This is a genomic window from Rahnella sp. PCH160 (assembly GCF_047784855.1).
GTDB lineage: Bacteria > Pseudomonadota > Gammaproteobacteria > Enterobacterales > Enterobacteriaceae > Rahnella.
In genome coordinates this window covers 561,031-586,096 of record NZ_JBLOGT010000001.1, presented here as the reverse complement: position 1 = coordinate 586,096, position 25,066 = coordinate 561,031, and the positions used below count along the sequence as shown (strand labels likewise).

The window sequence follows — 25,066 nt, the reverse complement described above, 5'->3', positions numbered from 1 at the left end:
CGTTTGCGAAGTTACGGAGAGTAAAAATGAAAGTTCGTGCTTCCGTCAAGAAATTATGTCGTAACTGCAAAATTGTTAAGCGTAACGGTATCGTTCGCGTAATCTGCAGCGCCGAACCGAAGCATAAACAGCGTCAAGGCTGATTATCTCGCATATTTTTCTTGCAAAGTTGGGTTGAGCTGGCTAGATTAGCCAGCCAATCTTTTGTATGTAAGCAGCAATACTATTTGAGTATCCTGAAAACGGGCTTTTCAGAATGGTATTGCCGTATATAAATAGTAGGAGTGCATAGTGGCCCGTATAGCAGGCATTAACATTCCTGATCAGAAACATACCGTAATCGCATTAACTTCGATTTACGGCATCGGTAAAACCCGCTCACAGTCTATCTGTGCTGCATCCGGTATTGCTGAAAATGTTAAGATCAGTGAGCTGTCTGAAGAGCAAATCGAAAAACTGCGTGACGAAGTTGCCAAGTTCATTGTTGAAGGTGATCTGCGTCGTGAAGTCACCCTGAGCATCAAGCGTCTTATGGACCTTGGGACTTATCGTGGTTTGCGTCATCGTCGTGGTCTTCCAGTACGCGGTCAGCGTACCAAGACTAACGCACGTACCCGTAAGGGTCCGCGTAAACCGATCAAGAAATAATCGGGGTGATTGAATAAATGGCAAAGGCACCTGTTCGTACACGTAAACGTGTAAGAAAACAAGTCTCTGACGGCGTGGCTCATATCCATGCTTCTTTCAACAACACCATTGTTACCATTACCGATCGTCAGGGTAATGCTTTGGGTTGGGCAACAGCTGGTGGTTCCGGTTTCCGTGGTTCTCGTAAATCCACTCCGTTCGCAGCTCAGGTTGCAGCAGAGCGCTGCGCTGACGCAGTGAAAGAATACGGTATCAAGAATCTGGAAGTTATGGTTAAAGGACCTGGTCCTGGTCGTGAGTCTACTATCCGCGCATTAAACGCGGCTGGTTTCCGCATCACTAATATTACTGATGTGACTCCTATCCCTCATAACGGTTGTCGTCCGCCGAAAAAGCGCCGCGTATAACGCTGCTTTTTTAGGTTTGTTGGAGAGAGAAAATGGCAAGATATTTGGGTCCTAAGCTCAAGCTTAGCCGTCGTGAGGGCACAGATTTATTCCTTAAATCTGGCGTTCGCGCGATCGATACCAAGTGTAAAATTGAACAAGCTCCTGGTCAGCATGGTGCGCGTAAACCGCGTCTGTCTGACTACGGTGTACAGTTACGTGAAAAGCAAAAAGTTCGCCGTATCTATGGTGTTCTCGAGCGTCAGTTCCGTAACTATTATAAAGAAGCAGCACGCCTGAAAGGCAACACCGGTGCAAACCTGTTGCAACTGCTTGAAGGTCGTTTGGACAACGTTGTTTATCGTATGGGCTTCGGCGCTACTCGTGCGGAATCGCGCCAGTTAGTTAGCCACAAAGCTATCATGGTAAACGGTCGCGTTGTTAACATCGCTTCTTATCAGGTATCTCCGAATGACGTTGTCAGCATCCGAGAGAAAGCTAAAAAGCAATCTCGTGTGAAGGCCGCTTTGGAGTTGGCTGAACAGCGTGAAAAGCCGACTTGGCTTGAAGTTGATGCTGCTAAGATGGAAGGTGTGTTCAAGCGTATGCCTGAACGTACTGATCTGTCTTCCGACATTAACGAACACCTGATCGTCGAGCTTTACTCCAAGTAAGGCTTAGTACCAAAGAGAGGACACAATGCAGGGTTCTGTGACAGAGTTTCTAAAACCGCGCCTGGTAGATATCGAGCAAGTCAGTTCGACGCACGCCAAGGTGACCCTTGAGCCTTTAGAACGTGGCTTTGGCCATACTTTAGGCAACGCACTGCGCCGTATTCTGCTTTCATCCATGCCGGGTTGCGCGGTGACCGAGGTTGAGATTGATGGTGTACTGCATGAGTACAGCACCAAAGAAGGCGTACAGGAAGATATCCTGGAGATCCTGCTCAACCTGAAAGGGCTGGCGGTGAGAGTTCAAGGGAAAGATGAAGTTATTCTTACCCTGAATAAGTCTGGCATTGGCCCTGTGACTGCAGCCGACATTACCCATGATGGTGATGTCGAAATCGTCAAGCCGCAACATGTCATCTGCCACCTGACCGATGAGAACGCTGCTATTAGCATGCGCATCAAAGTTCAGCGCGGTCGTGGTTATGTGCCGGCGTCTGCCCGAATTCATTCGGAAGAAGATGAGCGCCCAATTGGTCGTCTGTTAGTAGATGCATGCTACAGCCCTGTAGAGCGAATTGCCTACAATGTTGAAGCAGCGCGTGTAGAACAGCGTACTGATTTGGACAAGCTGGTTATCGAAATGGAAACCAACGGTACGATCGATCCTGAAGAGGCGATCCGTCGTGCGGCGACCATTCTTGCTGAACAACTTGAAGCTTTCGTTGATTTACGTGATGTACGTCAACCGGAAGTCAAAGAAGAGAAGCCGGAATTCGATCCAATCCTGCTGCGCCCTGTTGACGATCTGGAATTGACTGTCCGCTCTGCTAACTGCCTTAAGGCAGAAGCAATCCACTACATCGGTGATCTGGTACAGCGTACCGAGGTTGAGTTACTTAAAACACCTAACCTGGGTAAAAAATCTCTTACTGAGATCAAAGATGTACTTGCGTCCCGTGGTTTGTCTCTGGGCATGCGCCTGGAAAACTGGCCACCAGCAAGTATTGCTGACGAGTAACCGGATCACAGGTTAAGGTTTTACTGAGAAGGATAAGGTCATGCGCCATCGTAAGAGTGGTCGTCAACTGAACCGTAACAGCAGCCACCGACAGGCTATGTTCCGTAACATGGCCGGCTCTTTGGTTCGTCATGAAATAATCAAGACGACCCTGCCGAAAGCGAAAGAGCTGCGTCGCGTTGTTGAGCCGCTGATTACTCTTGCCAAGACCGACAACGTTGCAAATCGTCGTCTGGCATTCGCCCGTACTCGTGATAACGAGATCGTGGCAAAACTGTTTAATGAACTGGGCCCGCGTTTCGCGAGCCGTGCCGGTGGTTACACTCGCATTCTGAAGTGTGGTTTCCGTGCAGGCGACAATGCGCCGATGGCTTACATCGAGCTCGTTGATCGTGCAGAGTCACAAGCAGAAGTAGCAACTGCTGAATAATCTGTAGATGCATGAAAAAGCCGGGCTTTGCCCGGTTTTTTTACGCCTAAAATTTGACGTCTCAAATTTCATCTCTTCCAGCACCATACATCCTGAATTTCTTTTCTTTCCGCGCTATGCTGCTCTAAGGTGAAACTGCCAGTCTGGCTAAGGCATAATCATGTTTCTGATTGATCAGTGGGTTGAAAAACACATTCAACATGCTCAGGAAAATGGTGAGTTTGATAATCTTCCCGGAAGTGGGCAGCCTCTTATCCTTGATGATGATAGCGGTGTTCCAGAGGCGCTGAGAACGGCTTACCGTATTCTCAAAAATGCAGGTTATTTGCCTCCTGAGTTACAGGATCGAAAAGAAGTGATGGAATTGGATCATATGCTTAATGTTCTAACCTGCGATGATCCTCTGTTTTCTGTTATTGAAAAGCGCCTCAAAGTCCTCCTACTGCGTTTGCAGCAAGCGGGTATGAACATAGACTTGCTTCATGGGCGGTATAAAGAAGCGCTAAAGGATAACTTTGGAGGTTAATGATCATGTATAAAATTGGTGAGCTGGCTGCTTTGGCGGGCGTCTCGACAGATACTGTTCGTTATTATGAAAAACAGGAAATGATGGCGGTGGGTTTACGAAATCCCTCAGGCTATCGTCAGTATGACGAGAACGATTTACAACGCTTGCGATTTATCCGGTATGCAAAATCTACCGGATTTACGCTTGATGCAATAAAGGAACTGCTCTCTATTCGCGTTGATCCCCTGCATCATACTTGCCAGGAATCGAAGTCTATCGTTGATGAGCGTCTTGCTGAGGTTGAACTGAAATTGCAAGAGCTGACACAGATGCGGGAATCATTGAAAAGACTGAGTGCTGCTTGCTGTGGTTCTGCCCACACCACTGAAAGCTGCTCAATTTTAGAGGCACTTGAAGATGGGGCCGGAAAAGTGGCCTGATTTACTGATACATTTTGAAAAGTATACTACCGGCTGGAAATTAAACACAGTATGATGCGCTGGTATTTTATCCAATCGCATTTTTATAAACCGAGGAATCTATGACTCACTATAAGCACCAAAAAGGGACCATTCAGGATAATGCTTTGCAGGCTCTTCTTCATGACCCACTGTTTAAACAGCGCATTGAGAAGAATCAGAAAGGTAAGGGAAGTTATCGTAGAAAAGAGAAGAATGGAAAGGGGAGTTATCTGGAGGGCAGTGTTGAGTGTTTAATCGAATATTCAACACTGCCCTTCTAAAATTCAAACCAAAAGCAATTTTCTTCTTCGTTACAATTTCGGTGTCTGCTGCCCTTTCAGTAAATCGCGAATCTCTGCCAGTAAAATTTCTTCAGCAGTAGGTTTTGGCGTTGCTGCAGGCACATCTTCCTGTTTACGACGCATTTTGTTCATCAGGGTGATCGCGCAGAAGATTGCTAAAGCAACAATGACGAAATCAAAGATATTTTGGATAAACACGCCGTAATGCATCACGACTGCGGGTACGGTTCCCTGCGCTTCTCTGAGTACAAAAGCGAATTGCTTGAAATCGACACCACCAATCAGCAGGCCCAGCGGTGGCATAATAATATCAGCAACAAATGATGACACTATCTTGCCGAAGGCTGCACCAATGATGACACCAACGGCCAGATCGACCACATTGCCGCGCATGGCAAATTCACGAAACTCTTTCATAAAACTCATAAAATACTCCTTGGCAAATTCATCAAATGTGTCCAACAAAGTAAAGACCATATGTTGCGTCTTCGCTATAAAAGTTCTCTACTGAAACTGTAAGTATCCCGGTAAAACGAACCATTCACTTTTAGAGATCTTCCGACATACTGATTATGTCCCCTGAGGAGATCGCTATGCGCAAGATCCGATTCACCGAGCACCAGATCATCGCCGTCCTGAAATCCGTCGAAGCTGGCAGGACCGTCAAAGATGTCTGCCGCGAGGCCGCAATTTCAGAAGCCAGCTATTACAACTGGAAAGCGAAATATGGCGGGATGGAAGCCGCCGATATCAAAAAGATCAAAGATCTGGAAGACGAGAACCGGCGGCTCAAACAGATGTTTGCCGACCTCAGTCTGGAATGCCGCGCGTTGAAAGACGTCATCGAAAAAAAGCTTTAAAACCAGCGATAAAGCGTGAGCTCGTCAGCTATCTGACGGCGCAATTTGCCATGAGCTTACGTCAGGCATGCAGGACATTATCGCTGAGCAGGACGGTGTATTTTTATCAGCCCGATACCCGTCGCGATGAGCCGGTGATCCAGGCGCTGACTGAAATGGCGGAACGCTATCCGCGATACGGTTTTAAGAAGCTCTTTCAGGTGCTTCGCAGGCACGGTAATGCCTGGAATCATAAGCGTGTACACCGGATTTACTGCCTGCTGAAACTGAATTTTCGTCGTAAGGGTAAACAACGCCTGCCGGTGCGCGACCCGGTACCATTGGCAACACCGGAAGCATTAAACCAGAGCTGGTCGATCGATTTTATGCACGATGCGCTCGTCTGCGGCAGACGCTTTCGAACCTTTAACGTGGTGGATGATTTTAACCGTGAGGCGCTGGCGATAGAAATAGACCTGAATATTCCGGCCCAGCGTGTCGTCCGGGTACTGGACAGGATTGTGGCAAACCGCGGATACCCGCTGAAGATGCGGATGGACAATGGACCGGAATTAATCTCACTGGCTCTGGCGAATTGGGCAGAAGAGCATGGTGTGATGCTGGAATTTATCAAGCCGGGTAAGCCGACGCAGAATGCCTTTATCGAACGGTTTAACCGGACGTACCGGACAGAAATACTGGATTTTTACCTGTTCAGAACTCTGAACGAAGTACGGGAAATCACAGAGCGCTGGCTGATGGAATATAACAGCGAGCGACCTCATGAATCTCTGAATAACCTGACGCCGGAAGAGTACAGGCTGATGGCCGAAAATACGGAAATCTCAAAAAGTGCGTGGAACTAAAACGGGTGTGCTTACAAAACCTGCTTAGCACCAAATTATCAGCGACTCATCAATTTATAAGAAGAATGGACTCGGTTGGAACAGGCGTTCCACATCCCTGACAAATTTCTTATCCGTAATAAACATCACCACGTGATCACCTTGCTGGATCCGGCTGTTGCCATTTGCAATGATGACATCATTCCCGCGTACGATAGCGCCTATCGTGGTACCAGGCGGTAATTTGATTTGTTCCACCGTACGACCGACGACCTTAGATGTCGTTTCATCGCCATGCGCAATGGCTTCAATGGCTTCGGCCACACCCCGGCGCAAGGACGAAACACTGACAATGTCGGCTTTTCTGACGTGCCCAAGCAGTGCTGAAATCGTCGCCTGTTGCGGTGAGATCGCAATATCAATCACGCTGCCTTGGACCAAATCCACGTAAGCGCTGCGCTGAATGAGAACCATGGCTTTCTTGGCTCCCATACGTTTTGCCAACATTGCAGACATGATGTTTGCTTCATCATCATTGGTAAGTGCTATGAACACATCGACTTGCTCGATGTGTTCTTCTGCTAACAGCTCTTGGTCAGAAGCATCGCCATAGAAAACAATTGTATCCTGTAACAGCTCCGCGAGTTCGGCAGCGCGCTGCTGATCGCGTTCAATCAGTTTTACACTGTAATTCTTCTCGAGACGTTGGGCCAGACCAGCACCAACGTTACCGCCACCGACGATCATGATCCGCTTGTAGGGTTTTTCCAATCGTTGAAGTTCGCTCATTACCGCACGGATGTGCTGAGAGGCGGCTACAAAAAACACTTCGTCGCCCGCTTCAATAATGGTAGAACCCTGTGGACGGATAGGACGATCCTGACGGAAAATTGCCGCAACGCGGGTTTCAATATGCGGCATATGTTCGCGCATTGAGGAGAGGGCATTACCGACCAACGGACCACCGTAATAGGCTTTTACCGCCGCAATGCTCACTTTACCTTCTGCAAAATTTACAACCTGCAGAGCACCCGGATACTCAATTAATTTGTAGATATAGTCAGTGACTAGTTGCTCAGGTGAGATCAGGTGGTCAATCGGCACAGCTTCAGGATGGAAAAGCTTTTCGGACTCACGGATATATTCCGTGGAGCGAATGCGCGCAATGCGGTTTGGTGTATTAAAAAGCGAATACGCAATCTGACAAGCCACCATGTTGGTTTCGTCAGAATTGGTCACTGCCACCAACATATCAGCATCTTCAGCACCGGCTTCACGGAGTACGCGCGGATGAGAACCATGCCCCTGCACAACGCGGAGGTCAAATTTGTCCTGAAGTTGACGTAACCGGACTGTATTGGTGTCGACAACGGTAATGTCGTTGTTTTCACCCACCAGGTTTTCGGCGAGCGTTCCACCAACCTGTCCGGCACCGAGAATTATTATTTTCATATGACTCTCTGTTTGGCCGCGAAGATTTCAGCCTGAGTAAGTAGCATTAATACTAAACAATCATCTTTTGATCAGTTTAGCGTAATAGAAGCCATCACCGTCTTCGGCGTGTGGGAGGTTCTGCCTGCCAGGCTGTTCCATTGTTCCGGTCTCGACCAGCGTTGCATCAGGATGAGACTTCAGGAATTCCGTTATTTGCAGGCAGTTCTCTTCGGGTAAAACCGAGCACGTTGCGTAGACCATGACCCCTTTGCTTTTAAGGCGCGGCCATACGGCTTCAAGAATTTCTTTTTGCAAACTCGCAAGCTCAGCAATATCGCTGTCTCTGCGCAGCCATTTTATGTCGGGATGTCGGCGGATAACACCCGTTGCCGAGCAGGGGGCATCCAGCAGAATACGATCGAAGATGCGGTCGCCCGCCCAGGTCTGTGGTTCGCGGCCATCGCCTTGTTTTACTTCTGCACTGAGATTCAGACGCTGCAGATTCTCATGAACACGCTTCAGACGTTGTTCGTCCACATCAACAGCCAGTACGTGGGATTTTGGGGCAGCTTCAAGTATGTGAGTCGTTTTGCCGCCAGGAGCACAACACAGATCGAGGATCATCTCTCCATCCTGTGGATCCAGCAGATCAACACTGCCTTGTGCCGAGGCGTCTTGTACCGTCACCCATCCTTCAGCAAAGCCGGGGAGCAGGCCAACTTGACAAGGCGTGAGCAGACGTAATGCATCTGAATACTCAGGATGTGGAACAGCTTCAATTTGAGCTTCATTCAACAAACAAAGATAATCGTCGCGGGTATGGTGTCTGCGGTTTACGCGCAGCCACATAGGCGGTCTTTGATTATTGGCATCAACAATGCTTTCCCAAGCATCGGGATAGGCTTTCTTCAGCCGGTTAAGAAGCCAGCTTGGATGGAGATAACGGCTGTCGTTATTGGCCATACGTTGCAGCAATTCTTCTTGTTGACGCTGAAACTGCCGGAGAACACCGTTGATCAGGCCTTTTAGCTGTGGGCGCTTAAGTGCCACAGCACCTTCTACGGTCTCTGCCAATACGGCATGAGCAGGAATACGAGTGTGAATCAGCTGATACAAGCCAACCATCAGTAAGTAATGCAGAGTCCGTTGCTTTCCCGTCAACGGTTTTGCCATGAGTTGTTGCAAGCACCATTCGAGCTGAGGCAATACTCTCAGCGTACCGAAACATAATTCCTGCAACAATCCGCGATCTTTATCTGAAATGTTTTTCTGCAGACCTGGCAGGACCGTCGACAAAGACAAACCTTTGTCTAGAACCTGGCTAATGGCTTGAGCTGCAATACTACGGAGATTATAGGCTGTTTTCATTGTTCAAATAGCTGAATGGATCAGCATTATCAAAGAGATAAGGCCCGACGAAATATCGGGCGTAGTCGGGAGGGTCAGGCTAAACGGGAGCCTTCGATAAACCATTCACGACGAGAGTTCAGCAAATCCTGTGCGGACATTGCCTTTTTACCTGAAGGTTGTAACTGGGTGATGTTCAAGATGCCGTCAGACGTAGCAATCTGGATCCCCTTTTTATCCGCAGAAACAATCGTGCCGGGCAGGGCGTTGTGACTTGCAGGCAAACTTTCAGCTGACCAGACTTTCACGGGTTGCTCATCGATCATGAAGAAACTGACCGGCCACGGATTAAATGCACGTACGCAGCGCTCCAACTGTTCAGCGGAAAGCGTCCAGTCTAAACGAGCTTCCTCTTTACTGAGCTTTTCAGCATACGTAGCGAGTTTTTCATCCTGTACTTCTGGTTTAGCCGTTCCGTCCGCCAGTTGCCCGAGTGTTTCGAGCATACCTTTCGGGCCGAGCTCAGCCAGTTTGTTATAAAGGGATGCGCTGGTATCTTCCGGGAGAATATCGCATTCCACTTTATGCAGCATGCTACCGGTATCAAGGCCAACATCCATCTGCATGATAGTGATGCCGGTTTTGGCATCGCCAGCCCATAAGGAACGCTGGATTGGTGCTGCACCACGCCATCGAGGCAGCAGAGAACCGTGCACGTTAATGCAACCCAGTTTAGGCATTTCCAGCACAGCTTTAGGTAAAATCAGACCATAAGCTACAACGACCATGACATCGGCTTCTAAAGCGGAAACTAATGACTGGTTTTCTTCAGGGCGTAATGACTTTGGCTGGAACACGGGAATATCATGAGCCAGAGCCAGCGTTTTTACCGGGCTTGCAGTCAGCTTATTACCACGGCCGGCCGGGCGGTCGGGTTGGGTGAATACACCCACAACCTGATGTTCTGATGACAACAGCGCGTCAAGATGACGCGCTGCGAAGTCTGGGGTACCGGCAAATATGATCCGCAAAGCAGTGTCCTGTGTGACTCGAATATTAGTCAGGCCGTGCGTTCAGCTTGGCCATTTTTTCCATTTTCTGGCGAATACGCTGACGTTTAAGTGGCGACAAGTAATCCACGAACAATTTACCCACAAGATGATCCATTTCATGTTGGATGCAAATCGCCAGTAAGTCATCAGCTTCCAGTTCGAAGGTTTTACCCTCACGATCCAGAGCGCGGACTTTCACTTTCTCAGCACGTGGCACCAGTGCCCGTTGGTCTGGGATCGACAGACAGCCTTCTTCAATACCGGTTTCGCCGCTTTTTTCCAGCAGTTCCGGATTGATGAGCACCAGGCGTTCGTCGCGATTTTCAGAGACATCGATAACGATAATACGTTGATGAATGTCTACCTGAGTTGCAGCCAGGCCAATGCCTTCTTCTGCATACATGGTTTCAAACATATCATCCACGATCTGCTGAATTTCGGCGTTAACTTCTTTGACCGGTTTTGCAGTAATGCGAAGCCGCTCGTCTGGGAAATGTAATATCTGTAATACGGACATATTTTTCTGGATCTTTATTCAATTGATTGAAGATATATAGAGTCTATTCTAGACATTTCCTGCTCCGATTGACAGCATCCTCTGCCAATTGAATCCTTCGTCGAAAGGTATTGAACAGGGGCAGTATAATGACATTACAGGAAGTATGGATACGTTTATCGGCCGTAAGACGCCTTGATGCTGGCCGCGCCGAAGGCATTATTCGGACACTATTCTGCCACGGGCAATATCGCCCTTCAGAACTATCCTCGTGCGGACTCACCGCTGAGCAAATAGAAGATTTCAGGAATATCAATCAGCAATGGTTATCCGCGTCACTGAACTGGCTGGAAGGGGATAACAGGCATCTGGTTACATTTGACAGCGTACTTTACCCGCCTTTGTTAGCGCAGATTCCGTCGCCGCCTTTGATTTTGTTCGTTGAGGGAACCCCGGATTTACTGTTATCTCCTCAAATAGCGATGGTGGGAAGCCGTCATTACACCCATTACGGTGAGCAATATGCACAGGTTTTTGCCGCAGGGTTAGTGCACAGTGGCTTTACAGTCACCAGCGGGCTTGCGATGGGAATCGATGGAATAAGCCATAAAGCCACTCTGGAGGCTCATGGCAAAACTATCGCTGTTCTCGGCAGCGGACTGATGAAGCGTTATCCATCCCGTCATTCGATGTTAGCTGACAGTATTATTGAACACGGCGGGGCTCTGGTTTCAGAGCATCTGGTGACTGCGCCTCCAATTGCGGCGAATTTCCCGCGACGGAACCGGATTATCAGTGGGCTCAGCGCGGGAGTGGTGGTGGTTGAGGCAACATTGCGCAGCGGTTCGTTGATAACCGCCCGTTACGCACTGGAACAGGGAAGAGAGGTTTTCGCTCTGCCCGGGCCGCTTGGCAGCCAGACGTCAGAAGGTACCCACTGGCTTATCCAGCAAGGTGCTTATCTGGTCACTGAGCCTAACGATATTGCCGAGCATATTGGCAGCGGATTGACCTGGTTTCCTAATATACGCGTCTCAGAATCGCTAAAAGTCCCCCGTGGTAAGCCACTAAAGGCGTCAGAGGCGATTATTTGTGCACAAGAATGCGAAGTTGAATTGCCATTTGCTGATGTGTTGGCTAACGTAGAATATGAGGTGACATCTGTTGACGTCGTCGCCGAACGTGCCGGCCAACCTGTGCCAGAAGTGGTAGGTAAACTACTCGAGCTGGAGTTAGCAGGATGGATCGCAGCTGTATCCGGCGGCTATGTCCGAATTAAGAGGGCAAGCCATGTTCGACGTACTAATGTACTTATTTGAAACTTACATTCACAACGAAGCGGAGATGAATGTTGACGAGGATAGGTTAACGGATGACTTGACCGAGGCTGGTTTTCACCGGGCCGATATTCACAATGCGCTGAATTGGCTTGAAAAACTTGCGGATATGCAAGAGGGTGGAACCCCATCTTATATGCTGGACTCAGATCCTTCAGCATTACGTGTTTACACCGACGAGGAAACGAGCCGGTTAGATAGCAGTTGTCGTGGCTTTTTGTTGTTTCTGGAACAGATTAAGGTTTTAAACTTCGATACCCGGGAAATGGTTATCGATCGTGTTATGGCTCTGGACACTGAAGAATTCGATCTTGAGGATCTGAAGTGGGTAGTGCTGATGGTTCTCTTTAATATTCCCGGATATGAAAGTGCATATCAGCAAATGGAAGAGCTGTTGTTTGAAGTTAATGAAGGTTATCTGCATTAAGAGATAACAGGTAAAACGTAACATATGACAAAAGCAGCACTTTTTGCTGAGAAGCAAAATGAATCCTGTCCGGAATGCGGGGCCGATCTGGTGATCCGTAGTGGTCGCCACGGCCCTTTTCTCAGTTGTTCATCTTATCCACAGTGCGAATATATTCGGCCTCTGAAAGCGCAGGCCGATGGTCATATTGTGAAAATTCTGGATGGGCAGTTATGCCCTAAATGTGGTGCCACGCTCGTGCTGCGTCAGGGGCGTTATGGAATGTTCATCGGATGCAGCGATTATCCGGAATGTGACCATATTGAGGTCATCGATAAACCAGAAGAAACTAACCTCGGCTGCCCGCAGTGCGGTAAAGGCCATCTGCTGCAGCGTAAGTCTCGTTTTGGTAAAGTTTTTCACGCCTGTGATCGTTACCCTGATTGTCAGTTTGCCATCAATAATAAGCCCGTCGCTGGCGAGTGTGTGAACTGCCATTATCCTCTATTGATGGAAAAGAAAACGGTGCAAGGTATGAAACTATTCTGTGCCAGTAAACTGTGCGGCAAAGCCGTAGAAATAAAAGATAACGAAGAAAATGAATAAAGAAGCAGAAAACTCACTTCCAAAAGTACTTGAAGCGTTACATCAACAGCAGGTTATCGCTTATCCGACAGAGGCCGTATTCGGGCTAGGTTGTGATCCTGACAGCGAGCAGGCCGTTGAGTCTCTTCTGGTGCTTAAAAAACGCCCGAAAGATAAGGGGCTGATTTTAATCGCCGATAATTATCAGCAACTTCTCCCTTATATTGATGATTCATCGTTAACCCGGCAGCAGCTCGAGCATATCTTGTCTTTTTGGCCTGGGCCGGTGACATGGGTGATGCCCGCAAAACTATCGACGCCTCACTGGCTAACCGGACGGTTCTCGTCGCTGGCGGTTCGAGTTACTGACCACCCGCTGGTCAAAGAACTCTGCCAGCAATTCGGAAAACCGTTGGTTTCTACCAGCGCCAATCTGAATGGTCAGGAACCTTGTCGCTTTGCTGATGAAGTCCGGCTCCAGTTTGGTGAAGATTTCCCTGTGCTCAATGGCAAGGTCGGGGGAAGAGAAAACCCATCTGAAATCCGGGATGCCCTCACCGGCGATCTCATCCGTCAAGGTTAAGGAACGAAAGCCATGCCATCTTTCGCGGTATTTGGTAATCCAATCAGTCACAGCAAATCCCCCCGTATTCACGCACTGTTTGCTCGCCAGACAGGGATTGAACACAGTTATGGAACGGTGCTGGCACCGAATGAAGAGTTTGAAGAAACGCTGCGATCCTTTTTTGAAGAAGGTGCTCGTGGGGCAAACATTACCGTGCCTTTCAAAGAGCGGGCATTTGCTGAGTCGGATGAACTGACCGACCGCGCGGCGATGTCAGGCGCTGTGAATACCCTCAAAAAGCTTGAAGACGGAAGATTGCTCGGGGATAACACCGACGGCATAGGGATGTTGAGTGATCTGGAACGCCTGGCGCTTATCCAGCCCGGCGATCGGGTTTTGCTGGTGGGTGCTGGCGGAGCTGCGCGGGGAGTTATTCTTCCGCTTTTATCCTATGGGTGTTCTGTTGTCGTCACCAACCGTACTTTTGAACGTGCACAACATCTCAGTCATATATTCGAGAGCAAAGGCGATATCCGGGCTCTTGCGTTCAGCGATCTGGCCAGCGAGAAATTCGATCTGATCATCAATGCTACGGCATCAGGTATTAATGGTGAAATCCCGGCTATATCTGAGCAGGTTTTCACTGCACAGACGCGGGTTTACGATATGTATTATCAGGCCGGAGTGACACCTTTTCTTTGCTGGGCCAAAGGTAACGGTGTGACGCATTATGCTGATGGGTTGGGAATGTTGGTGGGACAGGCCGCTCACGCCTTCTATTTATGGCACGGTGTCATGCCGGAAATAGAACCCGTGTTGGTGCAGTTAAAACAAGATTTATTGGGCTAACTGAAAGAGCCTGAACAGCCTTGTTGCATACGCTGTCCAGGCTCGTTAACTATTTACTCGTCAGATAGATATCTTTCCATGTGACATAGTTATTTGCAGAGTAGGTCAGCCCGGTGAGTTCGTCGGATGTCAGTTCGCGGATTTGCTTAACCGGACTTCCTAAATAGAGATAGCCACTTTCGAGCCGCTTTCCGGGAGGAACCAGACTTCCGGCGCCAATCATCACATCATCTTCTATGATTGCCCCATCCAGCAGTATTGATCCCATTCCGACCAAAACCCGGTTTCCGATCGTACAACCATGCAGCATTGCTTTATGCCCGACCGTGACATCTTCTCCAATAATAAGAGGATGCCCTTCAGGATTCTGGCGCGACTGATGAGTCACATGTAGCACGCTGCCATCCTGCACATTCGTTCTGCAGCCCACCGAGACACTATTTACATCACCCCGAATGATAACCAGCGGCCAGATACTGACATCATCCGCGAGATCGACATCACCAATCACAACGCTGGAAGGATCCACCATCACCCTTTCGCCCAATGTTGGCGTTAATCCCTGATAAGACCGCAAAGCCTGAGACATAGGTAAGTACCTCATAATTGAGTTTTAACCTTGGCAATATAGTCCTGGCTGGCGGAAATACCAATTCAGGGGGGATAAGATCGGTGTCAAAACCAGCGGATCGGACGAGATCTCCGCGAAAGGGTCGAAAAATACGCAGTCGATCCTTTTATTCGAAAAAAGGCTTGTGCAAAAAATTCGGATCCCTATAATGCCGCTCCATCGACAGGGAACAACGTGAACAACATCACGAAGTGACCGGGTCGGAAAAGATTTAAAGCAGCGGCAACCGGATGAAATAAACGGTTGACACTGAACGAGGAAAGCGTAATATACGCCACCTCGAGTTAGCAAGCGAAAGCGCGTAACTCACTGCTCTTTAACAATTTATCAGACAATCTGTGTGGGCACTCACAAGACGATATCAGCCACCTCGGTGGCAAAAAATATCAAGTCTTAAAGAGTGACCAAGCAGTAATTCATTTAGTGAATTATTACGAAAGTTAATTTTTGAGCACCGCTTAACTTGTTTAAGCAAATCGAACTTTTAATTGAAGAGTTTGATCATGGCTCAGATTGAACGCTGGCGGCAGGCCTAACACATGCAAGTCGAGCGGTAGCACAGGAGAGCTTGCTCTCTGGGTGACGAGCGGCGGACGGGTGAGTAATGTCTGGGAAACTGCCTGATGGAGGGGATAACTACTGGAAACGGTAGCTAATACCGCATGACGTCGCAAGACCAAAGTGGGGGACCTTCGGGCCTCACGCCATCGGATGTGCCCAGATGGGATTAGCTAGTAGGTGAGGTAATGGCTCACCTAGGCGACGATCCCTAGCTGGTCTGAGAGGATGACCAGCCACACTGGAACTGAGACACGGTCCAGACTCCTACGGGAGGCAGCAGTGGGGAATATTGCACAATGGGCGCAAGCCTGATGCAGCCATGCCGCGTGTGTGAAGAAGGCCTTAGGGTTGTAAAGCACTTTCAGCGAGGAGGAAGGGTAATGTGTTAATAGCACATTGCATTGACGTTACTCGCAGAAGAAGCACCGGCTAACTCCGTGCCAGCAGCCGCGGTAATACGGAGGGTGCAAGCGTTAATCGGAATTACTGGGCGTAAAGCGCACGCAGGCGGTTTGTTAAGTCAGATGTGAAATCCCCGAGCTTAACTTGGGAACTGCATTTGAAACTGGCAAGCTAGAGTCTTGTAGAGGGGGTAGAATTCCAGGTGTAGCGGTGAAATGCGTAGAGATCTGGAGGAATACCGGTGGCGAAGGCGGCCCCCTGGACAAAGACTGACGCTCAGGTGCGAAAGCGTGGGGAGCAAACAGGATTAGATACCCTGGTAGTCCACGCTGTAAACGATGTCGACTTGGAGGTTGTGCCCTTGAGGCGTGGCTTCCGGAGCTAACGCGTTAAGTCGACCGCCTGGGGAGTACGGCCGCAAGGTTAAAACTCAAATGAATTGACGGGGGCCCGCACAAGCGGTGGAGCATGTGGTTTAATTCGATGCAACGCGAAGAACCTTACCTACTCTTGACATCCAGAGAATTCGCTAGAGATAGCTTAGTGCCTTCGGGAACTCTGAGACAGGTGCTGCATGGCTGTCGTCAGCTCGTGTTGTGAAATGTTGGGTTAAGTCCCGCAACGAGCGCAACCCTTATCCTTTGTTGCCAGCGAGTAATGTCGGGAACTCAAAGGAGACTGCCGGTGATAAACCGGAGGAAGGTGGGGATGACGTCAAGTCATCATGGCCCTTACGAGTAGGGCTACACACGTGCTACAATGGCATATACAAAGAGAAGCGAACTCGCGAGAGCAAGCGGACCTCATAAAGTATGTCGTAGTCCGGATTGGAGTCTGCAACTCGACTCCATGAAGTCGGAATCGCTAGTAATCGTAGATCAGAATGCTACGGTGAATACGTTCCCGGGCCTTGTACACACCGCCCGTCACACCATGGGAGTGGGTTGCAAAAGAAGTAGGTAGCTTAACCTTCGGGAGGGCGCTTACCACTTTGTGATTCATGACTGGGGTGAAGTCGTAACAAGGTAACCGTAGGGGAACCTGCGGTTGGATCACCTCCTTACCTCAAGATACGCATTGTGCAGTGTCCACACAGATTGTCTGATAGAAATTAATGAGCAAGAGCACCTGTTGATGCCGTAAGGGAGACCTTACGCTGATGCGAAAAGTGCCATACCGTTATACGGTCTGGTACGGATTTTTCGTGTCCCCATCGTCTAGAGGCCTAGGACACTGCCCTTTCACGGCTGTAACAGGGGTTCGAATCCCCTTGGGGACGCCAATCCGATAATGTGTGAAAGACATTATCAACCGTTCTTAATGAACGATAAAAAATCTTAAAGATGACTTTAACGAGTCGTGTTTAAGATATTGCTCTTTAACAATCTGGAACAAGCTGAAAATTGAAAGTTTACAGCTGAACATCACTCTCCGTAGAAGTACTGAGTGGTGATTAGTCTGTAACAGAGTCTCTCAAATAATCGCAATGCGATGGTGGAAACACCTTCGGGTTGTGAGGTTAAGCGACTAAGCGTACACGGTGGATGCCTAGGCAGTCAGAGGCGATGAAGGGCGTGCTAATCTGCGAAAAGCGTCGGTAAGGTGATATGAACCGTAATAACCGACGATACCCGAATGGGGAAACCCAGTGTGTTTCGACACATTATCATTACATGAATACATAGTGTAATGAGGCGAACCGGGGGAACTGAAACATCTAAGTACCCCGAGGAAAAGAAATCAACCGAGATTCCCCCAGTAGCGGCGAGCGAACGGGGAAGAGCCCAGAACCAGCATCAGTTTGTGTGTTAGTGGAAGCGTCTGGAAAGTCGCACAGTATAGGGTGATAGTCCCGTACACAAAAATGCACAGATTGTGAGTTCGATGAGTAGGGCGGGACACGTGACATCCTGTCTGAATATGGGGGACCATCCTCCAAGGCTAAATACTCCTGACTGACCGATAGTGAACCAGTACCGTGAGGGAAAGGCGAAAAGAACCCCGGCGAGGGGAGTGAAATAGAACCTGAAACCGTGTACGTACAAGCAGTGGGAGCCTCTTTTATGGGGTGACTGCGTACCTTTTGTATAATGGGTCAGCGACTTATATTTTGTAGCAAGGTTAACCGTATAGGGGAGCCGTAGGGAAACCGAGTCTTAACTGGGCGTCAAGTTGCAAGGTATAGACCCGAAACCCGGTGATCTAGCCATGGGCAGGTTGAAGGTTGGGTAACACTAACTGGAGGACCGAACCGACTAATGTTGAAAAATTAGCGGATGACTTGTGGCTGGGGGTGAAAGGCCAATCAAACCGGGAGATAGCTGGTTCTCCCCGAAAGCTATTTAGGTAGCGCCTCGTGAACTCATCTTCGGGGTAGAGCACTGTTTCGACTAGGGGGCCATCCCGGCTTACCAACTCGATGCAAACTACGAATACCGAAGAATGTTATCACGGGAGACACACGGCGGGTGCTAACGTCCGTCGTGAAGAGGGAAACAACCCAGACCGCCAGCTAAGGTCCCAAAGTCATGGTTAAGTGGGAAACGATGTGGGAAGGCATAGACAGCCAGGATGTTGGCTTAGAAGCAGCCATCATTTAAAGAAAGCGTAATAGCTCACTGGTCGAGTCGGCCTGCGCGGAAGATGTAACGGGGCTAAACCATGCACCGAAGCTGCGGCAGCGACGCTTATGCGTTGTTGGGTAGGGGAGCGTTCTGTAAGCCGTCGAAGGTGAACTGTGAGGTTTGCTGGAGGTATCAGAAGTGCGAATGCTGACATAAGTAACGATAATGCGGGTGAAAAACCCGCACGCCGGAAGACCAAGGGTTCCTGTCCAACGTTAATCGGGGCAGGGTGAGTCGACCCCTAAGGCGAGGCTGAAAAGCGTAGTCGATGGGAAGCTGGTTAATATTCCAGCACTTGGTGTTACTGCGAAGGGGGACGGAGAAGGCTAGGCTAGCCGGGCGACGGTTGTCCCGGTTCAAGCGTGTAGGGGGAAGAGTTGGTAAATCCGCTCTTTTGTATAACCCTGAGGCGTGATAACGAGCCACTACGGTGGTAAAGTAGTTGATGCCATGCTTCCAGGAAAAGCCTCTAAGCTCCAGGTAACACGAAATCGTACCCCAAACCGACACAGGTGGTCAGGTAGAGAATACTCAGGCGCTTGAGAGAACTCGGGTGAAGGAACTAGGCAAAATGGTGCCGTAACTTCGGGAGAAGGCACGCTGGCGCGTAGGTGAAGGGACTTGCTCCCGGAGCTGAATCCAGTCGAAGATACCAGCTGGCTGCAACTGTTTAATAAAAACACAGCACTGTGCAAACACGAAAGTGGACGTATACGGTGTGACGCCTGCCCGGTGCCGGAAGGTTAATTGATGGGGTTAGCAGCAATGCGAAGCTCTTGATCGAAGCCCCGGTAAACGGCGGCCGTAACTATAACGGTCCTAAGGTAGCGAAATTCCTTGTCGGGTAAGTTCCGACCTGCACGAATGGCGTAATGATGGCCAGGCTGTCTCCACCCGAGACTCAGTGAAATTGAACTCGCTGTGAAGATGCAGTGTACCCGCGGCAAGACGGAAAGACCCCGTGAACCTTTACTATAGCTTGACACTGAACATTGAGCCTTGATGTGTAGGATAGGTGGGAGGCTTTGAAGCGAGGACGCCAGTTCTTGTGGAGCCAACCTTGAAATACCACCCTTTAATGTTTGATGTTCTAACTCGGCCCCGTAATCCGGGGTGAGGACAGTGTCTGGTGGGTAGTTTGACTGGGGCGGTCTCCTCCTAAAGAGTAACGGAGGAGCACGAAGGTTAGCTAATCACGGTCGGACATCGTGAGGTTAGTGCAATGGCATAAGCTAGCTTGACTGCGAGAGTGACGGCTCGAGCAGGTACGAAAGTAGGTCATAGTGATCCGGTGGTTCTGAATGGAAGGGCCATCGCTCAACGGATAAAAGGTACTCCGGGGATAACAGGCTGATACCGCCCAAGAGTTCATATCGACGGCGGTGTTTGGCACCTCGATGTCGGCTCATCACATCCTGGGGCTGAAGTAGGTCCCAAGGGTACGGCTGTTCGCCGTTTAAAGTGGTACGCGAGCTGGGTTTAGAACGTCGTGAGACAGTTCGGTCCCTATCTGCCGTGGGCGTTGGAAGATTGAGAGGGGCTGCTCCTAGTACGAGAGGACCGGAGTGGACGCATCACTGGTGTTCGGGTTGTCATGCCAATGGCATTGCCCGGTAGCTAAATGCGGAAAAGATAAGCGCTGAAAGCATCTAAGCGCGAAACTTGCCTCGAGATGAGTCTTCCCTGTGGCTTTAAGCCACCTGAAGGGACGTTTAAGACTAAGACGTTGATAGGCTGGGTGTGTAAGTGCAGCGATGCATTGAGCTAACCAGTACTAATGACCCGAGAGGCTTAACCTTACAACACCAAAGGTGTTTTTAGAGATTCTGTGCAGATACTTTGATTTTCAGCTGATGTTCCGAGATTGGTTCGTAGTGCAAGCCTGAGACAGGGTAAGCGTTATGGATGAAACAGAATTTGCCTGGCGGCAGTAGCGCGGTGGTCCCACCTGACCCCATGCCGAACTCAGAAGTGAAACGCCGTAGCGCCGATGGTAGTGTGGGGTCTCCCCATGCGAGAGTAGGGAACTGCCAGGCATTAAATTAGTAAAGTTTGCTATTAAGCAGGCTGTTATAAGAATAAGCGTGCTGATATGGCTCAGTTGGTAGAGCGCACCCTTGGTAAGGGTGAGGTCCCCAGTTCGACTCTGGGTATCAGCACCAGTAATAAGCGTAGAGTTCGGTAAATTACAGAATTTGCCTGGCGGCAACAGCGCGGTGGTCCCACCTGACCCCATGCCGAACTCAGAAGTGAAACGCCGTAGCGCCGATGGTAGTGTGGGGTCTCCCCATGCGAGAGTAGGGAACTGCCAGGCATCAAACAAGTGGAAAGCCCTGTACTGACGTACAGGGCTTTTTGCTATGCAGAATTTGAGAGGCAAATAGGTCAAAAACTGGCTTACTGCTCTGATTTTCCGGTTATTAAACATAAGGCCAACTTCCCGGATGGCCTTATTTGCTTTTGTTTACGTAAAAACTCAGTGATTTGAACTCTGCGATATCCCAATCCCGGTTTGAGAGCGAACAAACTGAGGATAAAAACGCTCTCTCTCTTTTTGCCCTTCAACCGAGTTGTCTGTAACTGAGAAGAACCAGGTTCCCGCAAAGGCAACAATCATCGAGAATAGCGCCGGATACTCGTAAGGATAGATCGGCTTGGCGTGCCCTAAAATCTGTACCCATATTGTTGGGCCCAGAATCATCAGTATGACTGCCGTCAGTAACCCCAGCCATCCACCGATCATCGCACCGCGTGTCGTCAATTTAGCCCAATACATCGACAAAATAATAATCGGGAAATTACAGCTTGCCGCGATGGAGAATGCCAGTCCAACCATGAATGCAATATTCTGCTTGTCAAACAAAATACCCAACGCGATAGCCACGATACCGAGAATGATGACAGTAATTTTTGAGACCCTAAGTTCATCGCGTTCTGTTGCCTTACCGTCTTTAATGACGCTTGCGTACAGGTCATGAGATACCGCCGAGGCTCCAGCCAGAGTTAATCCGGCAACGACGGCTAATATAGTGGCGAAGGCCACAGCAGAGATGAAACCAAGGAAGAAGCTCCCGCCTACCGCATCGGCCAGATGTACCGCTGCCATATTATTGCCGCCGAGTAAAACGCCGCTGGCATCTTTAAATGCAGGGTTAGAACTGACCAGCACGATAGCGCCGAATCCGATAATGAACGTCAGTATATAGAAGTACCCAATGAAACCGGTGGCGTAAAATACGCTTTTACGGGCTTCCTTGGCATCGTTAACGGTGAAGAAGCGCATAAGAATATGCGGCAAACCTGCGGTGCCAAACATCAACGCGAGCCCGAGCGATAGTGCAGATATCGGGTCGGAAACCAATCCTCCAGGGCTCATGATCGCGATACCTTTTGAATGTACGGCAACAGCCTGAGCAAAGAGGGTATTGAAGTTGAAACCGACGGATTTCATGACCATTATTGCCATGAACGTTGCACCTGCGAGCAACAGGACGGCCTTGATGATTTGTACCCACGTTGTTGCCAGCATGCCGCCGAACAACACGTAAAGCACCATCAGGATCCCAACGAGAATGACTGCGACGTGATAGTTCAGGCCGAAAAGCAGTTGGATTAACTTACCGGCACCCACCATCTGTGCAATAAGATAAAGCGCGACAACCACCAGCGAACCACAGGCCGAAAGCACACGGATTGGTTTTTGTTTCAACCGATATGAGGCGACGTCGGCGAAGGTGTATTTCCCCAGATTGCGCAGACGTTCTGCTATAAGGAACAGTATGATCGGCCAGCCAATAAGAAAGCCGATTGAATAGATCAGGCCATCGTAACCTGACGTATACACCAGCGCGGAGATCCCAAGGAAAGACGCCGCTGACATGAAATCACCGGCAATGGCCATCCCGTTTTGCAGCCCGGTAATTCGGCCACCCGCCGTGTAATAATCCTGACGGGAGCGTGTCCGCTTGGCGGCCCAGTAGGTGATGTAAAGTGTCGCGCCGACAAACAAAACGAACATCACGATCGCTTCGATATTAAGAGGCTGACGTTTTACCTCGCCTGCAATCCCTTCTGCTGCAAAAATGCTGAAAGGGAAAGTCAGAGATAACATCAGGAAGAGAAGGGAGCTGCGGCGCGCAATCATGGCTGCACCTCACGGATAATATCAGCCGTCAACTGATCAAACTCACTGTTTGCGCGTATCACATAGATGCCGGTGAGCAAGAAAGAAATCACGATTAGACCGACGCCTACCGGAATGCCCCGCGTGATTGTGGCACCTTCATACAGCGGTGTTCCCAGCCATTTTGGGTCGAACGCAATCAGTAATATAAAAGCGACATACAATACCAGCGTAATGCCCGACAAAAGCCAGGCAAAACGGCTGCGTTTTTGCACCAGTTCCCTGAAGCGCGGATTACTTACAACTCTCTGATAAATGAGATCATTCATCTCAGTGACTCCTGTGAGGCATTGATAGAGTTCACCGCGCCAGGGCGGTGAAAATTATGACGGCACTTTCATTGATTGTTTTTCTTCCAACAATTTTTCGACTACGCCCGGATCCGCAAGCGTTGAGGTATCTCCCAAATTACTGGTGTCACCGGCAGCAATTTTGCGCAGAATGCGGCGCATAATTTTGCCTGAACGGGTTTTGGGTAATGAATCGGTCCAGTGAAGAACATCCGGTGTGGCAATGGACCCTATCTCTTTACGCACCCAGTTGCGCACTTCGGTATAGAGCTCCGGCGACGGTTCTTCGCCATGATTCAGAGTGATGTAAGCATAAATAGCCTGACCTTTAATGTTATGCGGAATCCCAACAACGGCGGCTTCTGCAATTTTCGGATGTGATACCAGTGCGGATTCAATTTCAGCTGTTCCCAGACGGTGGCCGGAGATATTCAGGACATCATCCACGCGGCCAGTGATCCAGTAATAGCCATCTTCGTCACGGCGCGCGCCGTCACCGCTGAAGTACATATTTTTGAAGGTGGAGAAATAGGTTTGCTCAAAGCGGTCATGGTCCCCAAACAATGTACGCGCCTGTCCCGGCCATGAGTCGGTGATGACAAGATTGCCTTCACAGGCGCCTTCCTGCGGAACGCCCTCATTATCGACCAGTGCGGGTTGCACGCCGAAGAAAGGGCGTGTCGCAGAACCGGCTTTCAGCTCTGTTGCGCCCGGCAACGGTGTGATCATGAAACCACCGGTTTCGGTCTGCCACCAGGTATCGACGATCGGGCACTGGCTGTTACCGATCGTTTTGAAGTACCACTCCCAGGCTTCGGGGTTAATCGGTTCACCGACGGAACCCATGATCCGCAGCGAGGCACGGCTGGTACCCTCGACCGCCTTATCCCCTTCCGCCATCAATGCACGAATAGCGGTAGGCGCCGTATAAAGAATATTTACTTTATGCTTATCAATAACCTGAGCCATACGTGCTGGTGTTGGATAATTGGGTACACCTTCGAACATCAGGCTGATTGCGCCACAAGCCAGCGGGCCGTAAAGCAGATAGCTGTGGCCAGTTACCCAGCCGACGTCAGCTGTACACCAGTAGATATCCCCGTCATGGTAATCAAAGGTGTATTTGAAGGTCAGCGCTGCATAAACCAGATATCCGCCAGTGGTATGCAAAACGCCTTTAGGTTTACCGGTGGAGCCGGAGGTATAGAGGATAAACAACGGATCTTCCGCTTTCATTTCTTCGGGCGGGCAATCCGTCGACACGTCTTTTATTGCGTCATGCCACCAGATATCGCGGCCTTCTTTCCATTCACCCTGTTTCCCGGTGCGTTTGAAGATAATAGAGTGCGTAACGCTGGTGACTGCCGGATTTTTCAGTGCATCGTCCACATTCTGTTTAAGCGGGATGCTGCGACCTGCGCGCAAACCTTCATCGGCGGTGATCACGACCTTGGCGTTGCAATCAATGATTCGGCCGGAAACGGCTTCCGGTGAGAAACCGGCAAAAATGACGGAGTGTACTGCGCCGATACGGGCACACGCCAGCATCGCCACGGCGGCTTCGGGCACCATGGGCATATAAATGGCGACAACATCGCCTTTCTTAACGCCGAGTCCTTTTAATACGTTAGAGAATTGGCAGACATCGTGGTGAAGCTGTTTATAAGTGACATGCTTATTTTCGGCATGCGGGTCATCGCCCTCCCAAATAAGCGCAGTCTGATCGCCTTTCTCTGCTAAATGCCGGTCAAGGCAGTTAGCGGCCAGATTGAGCGTACCATCCTCAAACCAGCGGATATTGATATTTCCCGGCGCAAATGAGGTGTTCTTCACCTTTGTGAACGGCTTAATCCAGTCGAGTACCTTCGCCTGTTCTCCCCAAAATGCATCGGGGTCTTCCACAGATTGCTGATAATACTGCTGATATTTTTCAGGTGTGATCAGGGCGCGTTCTGCCACGGAGGCAGGAATAGAATGCTTATGAATTTGGCTCATGTTTTTTCTCCTTTATTTTGTTAAATATATGTCAATCAAAAGTTAAGTGTAGTTTGCGTTAGGGCTTTGTTTGCTTTCTGGGGGGCAGATCACGCAAGCGGAGAAAAAACAGCAAGATATCTGCAACAGTGGTGCGGGACAGGCCACTAAAGCCAGGATGCAGTCAGAAGTTATGAATGCACGAGCCAAAAAAGATACGGA

Annotated in this window: 24 protein-coding genes, 2 tRNA genes and 4 rRNA genes; 21 read left to right on the top strand and 9 right to left on the bottom strand. The window is 49.5% G+C overall.

The annotated features are described in order from the left end of the window. The first annotated feature begins 26 nt into the window (after window positions 1–26). From rpmJ to ACM5QY_RS02660, 9 genes are all read left to right on the top strand, one after another. Entirely contained in the window at window positions 27–143 is a 117-nt protein-coding gene (rpmJ, locus tag ACM5QY_RS02700) for a 50S ribosomal protein L36 (RefSeq protein ID WP_012768118.1), read from the top strand. 148 nt (window positions 144–291) lie between these two features. Further along, entirely contained in the window at window positions 292–648 is a 357-nt protein-coding gene (gene rpsM, locus ACM5QY_RS02695; protein ID WP_013573704.1) for a 30S ribosomal protein S13, read from the top strand. 17 nt (window positions 649–665) lie between these two features. Further along, window positions 666–1,055, top strand: coding sequence for a 30S ribosomal protein S11 (gene rpsK, locus ACM5QY_RS02690; RefSeq protein WP_004929731.1), 390 nt, complete (start codon window positions 666–668; stop codon window positions 1,053–1,055). 32 nt (window positions 1,056–1,087) lie between these two features. Continuing rightward, window positions 1,088–1,708 (top strand): 30S ribosomal protein S4, encoded by a 621-nt coding sequence (gene rpsD / locus ACM5QY_RS02685; protein WP_095923750.1) that lies wholly within the window; start codon window positions 1,088–1,090, stop codon window positions 1,706–1,708. 25 nt (window positions 1,709–1,733) lie between these two features. Continuing rightward, window positions 1,734–2,723, top strand: coding sequence for a DNA-directed RNA polymerase subunit alpha (locus tag ACM5QY_RS02680; RefSeq protein WP_002919219.1), 990 nt, complete (start codon window positions 1,734–1,736; stop codon window positions 2,721–2,723). A 40-nt stretch (window positions 2,724–2,763) separates the two neighbouring features. Then, a complete protein-coding gene (gene rplQ, locus ACM5QY_RS02675; protein WP_034793661.1) occupies window positions 2,764–3,153 on the top strand; it encodes a 50S ribosomal protein L17 in 390 nt (129 codons plus the stop codon). A gap of 160 nt (window positions 3,154–3,313) precedes the next feature. Next, the gene (locus ACM5QY_RS02670; protein ID WP_416119110.1) at window positions 3,314–3,679 is read left to right on the top strand and encodes a DnaJ family domain-containing protein; all 366 of its coding nucleotides are present in this window, start codon (window positions 3,314–3,316) and stop codon (window positions 3,677–3,679) included. A gap of 5 nt (window positions 3,680–3,684) precedes the next feature. After that, complete coding sequence (gene zntR, locus ACM5QY_RS02665; protein WP_416119109.1) at window positions 3,685–4,101, top strand: Zn(2+)-responsive transcriptional regulator; 417 nt, start codon at window positions 3,685–3,687, stop codon at window positions 4,099–4,101. A 101-nt stretch (window positions 4,102–4,202) separates the two neighbouring features. After that, on the top strand, window positions 4,203–4,403 hold the full coding sequence (locus tag ACM5QY_RS02660) for an alternative ribosome-rescue factor A (protein WP_416119108.1): 201 nt from the start codon (window positions 4,203–4,205) through the stop codon (window positions 4,401–4,403). A gap of 30 nt (window positions 4,404–4,433) precedes the next feature. On the opposite strand, the gene mscL is transcribed toward ACM5QY_RS02660, so the two are convergent. Then, window positions 4,434–4,850 carry a large-conductance mechanosensitive channel protein MscL gene (gene mscL, locus ACM5QY_RS02655; protein ID WP_416119107.1) on the bottom strand — a complete coding sequence of 139 codons (417 nt, stop codon included), beginning with the start codon at window positions 4,848–4,850 and terminating at the stop codon, window positions 4,434–4,436. 167 nt (window positions 4,851–5,017) lie between these two features. Between mscL and ACM5QY_RS02650 the strand changes: the two genes are divergently transcribed. Then, window positions 5,018–6,129, top strand: a protein-coding gene (locus ACM5QY_RS02650; protein WP_416118689.1) for an IS3 family transposase whose coding sequence is annotated in 2 segments (ribosomal slippage) — window positions 5,018–5,279 and window positions 5,279–6,129 — 1,113 coding nt in all. Because the reading frame shifts where the segments join, the coding sequence is not laid out codon by codon here. A 54-nt stretch (window positions 6,130–6,183) separates the two neighbouring features. Here the strand turns inward: ACM5QY_RS02650 and trkA are convergent. The 4 genes from trkA to def form a co-directional block, all read right to left on the bottom strand. Continuing rightward, window positions 6,184–7,560 (bottom strand): Trk system potassium transporter TrkA, encoded by a 1,377-nt coding sequence (gene trkA / locus ACM5QY_RS02645; protein ID WP_104923577.1) that lies wholly within the window; start codon window positions 7,558–7,560, stop codon window positions 6,184–6,186. A 60-nt stretch (window positions 7,561–7,620) separates the two neighbouring features. Beyond that, entirely contained in the window at window positions 7,621–8,910 is a 1,290-nt protein-coding gene (gene rsmB / locus ACM5QY_RS02640; protein ID WP_416119106.1) for a 16S rRNA (cytosine(967)-C(5))-methyltransferase RsmB, read from the bottom strand. Between the two features lie 74 nt (window positions 8,911–8,984). Beyond that, window positions 8,985–9,944, bottom strand: a complete 960-nt coding sequence (fmt, locus tag ACM5QY_RS02635) for a methionyl-tRNA formyltransferase (RefSeq protein ID WP_416122807.1) — start codon at window positions 9,942–9,944, stop codon at window positions 8,985–8,987. Window position 9,945: 1 nt separating this feature from the next. Then, a complete protein-coding gene (gene def / locus ACM5QY_RS02630) occupies window positions 9,946–10,458 on the bottom strand; it encodes a peptide deformylase (protein ID WP_416119105.1) in 513 nt (170 codons plus the stop codon). Between the two features lie 128 nt (window positions 10,459–10,586). Here def and dprA point away from each other — a divergent pair, with 128 nt between their 5' ends. From dprA to aroE, 5 genes are read left to right on the top strand one after another with little or no spacing between them, the layout of a single operon-like run. Continuing rightward, window positions 10,587–11,756, top strand: a complete 1,170-nt coding sequence (gene dprA, locus ACM5QY_RS02625; protein ID WP_416119104.1) for a DNA-protecting protein DprA — start codon at window positions 10,587–10,589, stop codon at window positions 11,754–11,756. Then, window positions 11,728–12,201 (top strand): DUF494 family protein, encoded by a 474-nt coding sequence (locus ACM5QY_RS02620; protein WP_101080124.1) that lies wholly within the window; start codon window positions 11,728–11,730, stop codon window positions 12,199–12,201. The genes dprA and ACM5QY_RS02620 overlap by 29 nt, the downstream gene beginning before the upstream one ends. 24 nt (window positions 12,202–12,225) lie before the next feature. Continuing rightward, window positions 12,226–12,786, top strand: a complete 561-nt coding sequence (locus ACM5QY_RS02615) for a DNA topoisomerase family protein (protein WP_416119103.1) — start codon at window positions 12,226–12,228, stop codon at window positions 12,784–12,786. Beyond that, on the top strand, window positions 12,779–13,348 hold the full coding sequence (gene tsaC / locus ACM5QY_RS02610) for an L-threonylcarbamoyladenylate synthase type 1 TsaC (protein WP_416119102.1): 570 nt from the start codon (window positions 12,779–12,781) through the stop codon (window positions 13,346–13,348). Before ACM5QY_RS02615 ends, tsaC begins: the two co-directional genes overlap by 8 nt. 12 nt (window positions 13,349–13,360) lie before the next feature. After that, the gene (aroE, locus tag ACM5QY_RS02605) at window positions 13,361–14,179 is read left to right on the top strand and encodes a shikimate dehydrogenase (protein WP_416119101.1); all 819 of its coding nucleotides are present in this window, start codon (window positions 13,361–13,363) and stop codon (window positions 14,177–14,179) included. 49 nt (window positions 14,180–14,228) lie between these two features. On the opposite strand, the gene ACM5QY_RS02600 is transcribed toward aroE, so the two are convergent. Next, a complete protein-coding gene (locus ACM5QY_RS02600; protein WP_416122806.1) occupies window positions 14,229–14,768 on the bottom strand; it encodes a gamma carbonic anhydrase family protein in 540 nt (179 codons plus the stop codon). A gap of 527 nt (window positions 14,769–15,295) precedes the next feature. Between ACM5QY_RS02600 and ACM5QY_RS02595 the strand changes: the two genes are divergently transcribed. From ACM5QY_RS02595 to rrf (ACM5QY_RS02570), 6 genes are all read left to right on the top strand, one after another. Then, window positions 15,296–16,836 (top strand): 16S ribosomal RNA (locus ACM5QY_RS02595). A gap of 143 nt (window positions 16,837–16,979) precedes the next feature. After that, window positions 16,980–17,055: transfer RNA gene (locus ACM5QY_RS02590), tRNA-Glu, on the top strand. 235 nt (window positions 17,056–17,290) lie between these two features. Further along, window positions 17,291–20,196 (top strand): 23S ribosomal RNA (locus ACM5QY_RS02585). A 121-nt stretch (window positions 20,197–20,317) separates the two neighbouring features. Beyond that, window positions 20,318–20,433: ribosomal RNA gene (gene rrf / locus ACM5QY_RS02580) — 5S ribosomal RNA — on the top strand. Window positions 20,434–20,483: 50 nt separating this feature from the next. After that, a tRNA-Thr gene (locus tag ACM5QY_RS02575) sits at window positions 20,484–20,559 on the top strand. Between the two features lie 36 nt (window positions 20,560–20,595). Next, a 5S ribosomal RNA gene (gene rrf / locus ACM5QY_RS02570) occupies window positions 20,596–20,711 on the top strand. Together the 16S, 23S and 5S rRNA genes with 2 tRNA genes alongside form the textbook arrangement of a ribosomal RNA operon. Window positions 20,712–20,873: 162 nt before the next feature. Here the strand turns inward: rrf (ACM5QY_RS02570) and actP are convergent. The 3 genes from actP to acs are packed head-to-tail and all read right to left on the bottom strand — an operon-like array spanning window position 20,874 to window position 24,865. Then, complete coding sequence (actP, locus tag ACM5QY_RS02565) at window positions 20,874–22,508, bottom strand: cation/acetate symporter ActP (protein WP_416122805.1); 1,635 nt, start codon at window positions 22,506–22,508, stop codon at window positions 20,874–20,876. 29 nt (window positions 22,509–22,537) lie between these two features. Continuing rightward, window positions 22,538–22,849: a DUF485 domain-containing protein gene (locus ACM5QY_RS02560; protein ID WP_416119100.1), complete on the bottom strand. Its 312-nt coding sequence runs from the start codon at window positions 22,847–22,849 to the stop codon at window positions 22,538–22,540. Window positions 22,850–22,903: 54 nt separating this feature from the next. After that, window positions 22,904–24,865, bottom strand: coding sequence for an acetate--CoA ligase (gene acs, locus ACM5QY_RS02555; RefSeq protein WP_416119099.1), 1,962 nt, complete (start codon window positions 24,863–24,865; stop codon window positions 22,904–22,906). Between the last annotated feature and the right edge of the window lie 201 nt (window positions 24,866–25,066).